Source organism: Arthrobacter sp. TB 26 (assembly GCF_000427315.1).
Classification (GTDB): Bacteria; Actinomycetota; Actinomycetes; order Actinomycetales; family Micrococcaceae; genus Arthrobacter.
The window spans coordinates 10,540-13,901 of record NZ_AUPJ01000514.1 but is presented as its reverse complement, the minus strand read 5'-3'; the positions used below and the strand labels follow the sequence as shown (position 1 = coordinate 13,901).

The 3,362-nt window shown below is 67.2% G+C and carries 2 protein-coding genes and 2 pseudogenes (1 of these 4 running past the window's edge); 2 read left to right on the top strand and 2 right to left on the bottom strand.

Features of this window, described 5'->3' with window-relative positions; genetic code table 11:
* A pseudogene (locus K789_RS0120380) lies at positions 1-132 on the bottom strand (NAD(P)/FAD-dependent oxidoreductase); it reaches 1,269 nt to the left of the window's first position.
* 183 nt (positions 133-315) lie between these two features.
* Here K789_RS0120380 and K789_RS0120375 point away from each other — a divergent pair.
* Positions 316-1,248 (top strand): LysR family transcriptional regulator, encoded by a 933-nt coding sequence (locus tag K789_RS0120375; protein WP_024368360.1) that lies wholly within the window; start codon positions 316-318, stop codon positions 1,246-1,248.
* Between the two features lie 18 nt (positions 1,249-1,266).
* Here the strand turns inward: K789_RS0120375 and K789_RS23695 are convergent.
* Positions 1,267-2,663, bottom strand: a pseudogene (locus K789_RS23695) (aldehyde dehydrogenase family protein).
* A gap of 99 nt (positions 2,664-2,762) precedes the next feature.
* Here K789_RS23695 and K789_RS0120365 point away from each other — a divergent pair.
* Positions 2,763-3,269 carry a DUF2004 domain-containing protein gene (locus tag K789_RS0120365; RefSeq protein ID WP_024368359.1) on the top strand — a complete coding sequence of 169 codons (507 nt, stop codon included), beginning with the start codon at positions 2,763-2,765 and terminating at the stop codon, positions 3,267-3,269.
* Positions 3,270-3,362: the final 93 nt, after the last annotated feature.

The following is a 3,362-nucleotide window of genomic DNA, read 5'->3' as shown; positions in this document are numbered from 1 at the left end:
GAGCCTGGAATCGGCTTCGAAGAGGGTGACGGTGTCCTGCCGGTTCAGGACGTACGCGGCGGTCAGTCCCGCCACCCCGCTGCCAATCACGGCTACTCGGCGGCCTTGGGGAATCCCTGCTGCATCTGACACTGATCTGCTCCTGTTGGCTGGTACATCGATTGCCTGGATCGTCCGGGTGAATCGTCTTATGGGCAATTCGTCGCCGTGGGACCGGTGGATGTGTGCGACTTCCCAGCATTTTGCTTGAGTCCAATGTGCCAGAATGAAGCGGGATTGCGGTCCCGCCTCACCGGAACGCCAGAAGGGCAGCCCTTGATTAACCCCGTCCATCTGCGGACCCTTGTCGAAGTGACCCGGCTGGGGTCCTTCGCGGCGGCCGCCACCCGTCTCGGGTACACGGCGTCGGCCGTTTCGCAGCAGATGTCAGCCCTGGAGCGCGACACCGGCGTCGAGTTGTTCCAGCGCTCGGCCCGCAGCATCCAGCCCACCGAAGCCGCCCTGGTGATGACCCGGCACGCGGCCAAAGTACTCACGGATATCGAAGCCCTCATGGCGGCGGCCTCCCGCACCGCGGACACCACCCGGCAGGAACTCCGACTGGGCATCTTCCCCAGCCTGGCCACGTATGTGCTGCCGCGGATCCTGGCGAACCCGGCCTGGAAGAAGCTCGGCATCGACCTGCGGGTCTCTGTCGCGGAGCCGGCCCAGACCATCCAGGGCCTGCGCACCGGTGGCGAACTCGACGTCGCCCTCGTCTACCAGGTGGGGCAGTCCGGCCTCGCGTGGCCGCACACCGTGAACCGGCAGTGGATCGGCGACGACGATTTCCGGGTGGTGCTGCCGGCGGCCTGGGGCATTGGCACGGATTCGAAAGTCGCGGCGGACCACCTCTCGGACATGCCGTGGATTGTGCACCACCCCGGCACGTCCGACGCCACCGTAATCGAACGGCTCTTTGCCAGCTGCAACCTGCACCCCCGGGTGGTGGCGTACAGCGATGACTTCCACGCGAGCCTCGAGATGGCCGCGGCCGGGCTGGGCGCGGCTCTGGTTCCCGAACTCGCCCTGCTGCACCGCCCGGCCGGGGTGGTGGTGCTGGACGTTCCCGAGATCCGGCTGGCCCGCAACGTCTTTGCCCTGCTGATCAATGAGAAGCAGACCGCGCAGGTCCAGCTCTTCGTCGAGCTGCTCGCCGACACGTTCCACTCCCCGGCCCTGAAGCAGGCCGTCCCGCGCAAGGGCTGAGTCAGCGCAAAGGCCGGGTCAGCGTGCCCGGAGCCGTTTGCGGAGCCCGGTCCCCATCCCGGCGAGGGCGCCGATAAGCCGGTGCTTGGCCTTGGTGTAGGGAGGGTAGATCAGTTCCAGGGTGTCCGGCCGGAACGTCTTGGCCAGGGTGGACCGTTCGTGCGAGAACGTCCGCACTGAGTGCTCACCGTGGTAGGCGCCCATGCCGCTGCCGCCGACCCCGCCGAAGGGCAATCCCGGAACCATCAGGTGCGCCGCAGGGACGTCGAAGCACAGCGCCCCCGAGGACGTGCGTTCCGCGAAGGCCCGGCGCGTGCCGGCGTCGTTGCTGAACACGTAGAGCGCCAGCGGCTTGGCGCCGTCGTTGATAATCCGGATGGCCTCGTCCTGCCCGGCGACGGGGACCAGCGGGAGCAGCGGGCCGAAGATCTCCTCCCCCATGACGGTGTCCCCGGGTGCTGGCCGCAGCAGGGTCGGGGCGAAGTGGCGGNCCGCCCGCCGCCGTGGACCACGGTGCTGCCGTCGGCGAGGGCCGCGATCCGCGCGAAGTGCCGGTCGTTGACGATCCTGCCGTAGGACTCGCTGACGGAGGAGTCCGTGCCGAAGAGCGCGCCGATCGCTTTGACCAGCTCGCGCTCCAGCGGAACCAGCACCTCCTCGGTGGCCAGGATGTAGTCTGGCGCCACGCAGGTCTGCCCGGCGTTCATGAACCGGCCCCACGCGAGCCGTTTGGCGGCCCTGGCCAGGTCAGTGGAGGAGTCCACGTAAGCCGGGGATTTGCCGCCCAGCTCGAGGGTCACCGGCGTCAGGTTCTCCGCCGCCGCGCGCAGCACCACCTTGGCGGCTGCCTCCCCGCCGGTGAAGAAGATGTGGTCGAAGCGCATCGCCAGCAGCGCGGTGGTTTCCGGGATGCCGCCCTGGACCACTTCCGCCGCGCCGGCCAGGTATTCCGGAATCCAGCGCGCCAGGGCCGCGGAGGTGGCGGGGGCGTGTTCGCTCGGCTTGAGCACCACGGTGTTGCCGGCGGCGAGGGCGCCGGCAAGCGGTGCGAGCAGCAGCTGCAGCGGGTAGTTCCACGGTCCGATCACCAGCACCACGCCCAGCGGGGTCAGCTCGGTCCAGGCCTTGGCGGGCTGGACGGCGAGCGGCACGGCGACGGGACGGGGCCGCAGCCACGCCTCGAGGTGCTTTTCCAAATGTGCGGCCTCGGCTGTGACAAAACCGATTTCCGTCAGCAGCGACTCGGTGGGGTGTTTGCCCAGATCGCTGCCCAGCGCCTCCGCGAATTCCGTGCGGCGCTCGGCCAGCATCCGGCGCAGGCTGCGCAGTTGCTCGAGCCGCCAGGCCAGCGGACGGGTGGCTCCGGTGTCGAATAGTTGACGGGCGCGGGCGACGGCGGGGGCAACAGTTTGCATCCGCTTAATGTACCGGCACCGGCCGCCGGGGCGGGTCCGGTACCGGATAAAACCTTGGGAATGCTGGAATGGGCCGGTTTTGAGGACTATGTTGAACGTATGAACAAGGTAGCGAGCAAGCACTTCGGAGAGGTCGAGCTCAACCACGGAAGGGACCACAATTTCACCGCCAAGCATGAATTGGCGGGCGAGACCGTGGAGCTTGACCTGAATGTCAACGCGCATGACCACTTCGACGAAGCGGCGCTGCACAAAGTTGACTACCGGTTGCGTTTCCTGCCCGAGCTCGTGGATCAGGTCCGCGAAATGATCGCCGAGGAACTGGAACAGGACGGCACCAGCCCGCAGGAGTACCGCCACTTCCACTGCCACGCGATCAAGGACGAGCACCTGAAGAAGGTCTTCGGCGTTGAGGACAAGGACCAGCTCACCGACGCGGTCTTCCTCAAGGCGCTCAAGCTGGGCCACGTGGGCATTTTCCCCGGCCAGCCGGAACGCTACTTCGTCCTGGACTTCACGCTCGGCAAGCACTTCACCGACGAGGTCCTGGTGGCCTCCGCGGACGAGGACGGCGTCGTGGACGACGAAATCCTCTGGGAATCCTGAATCGGTTGCTCCGTAACGGCCCTTCTGAGCGCTCAAAAGGGCCACTGCTCAGCAGTCGATGAGTGAAAACGTACGACGGCGGCCGGTCACCTG

Excerpts from the sequence above, each read along its gene's own strand:
- K789_RS0120365 (WP_024368359.1), top strand. The coding sequence starts at position 2,763 with ATGAACAAGGTAGCGAGCAAGCACTTCGGAGAGGTCGAGCTCAACCAC.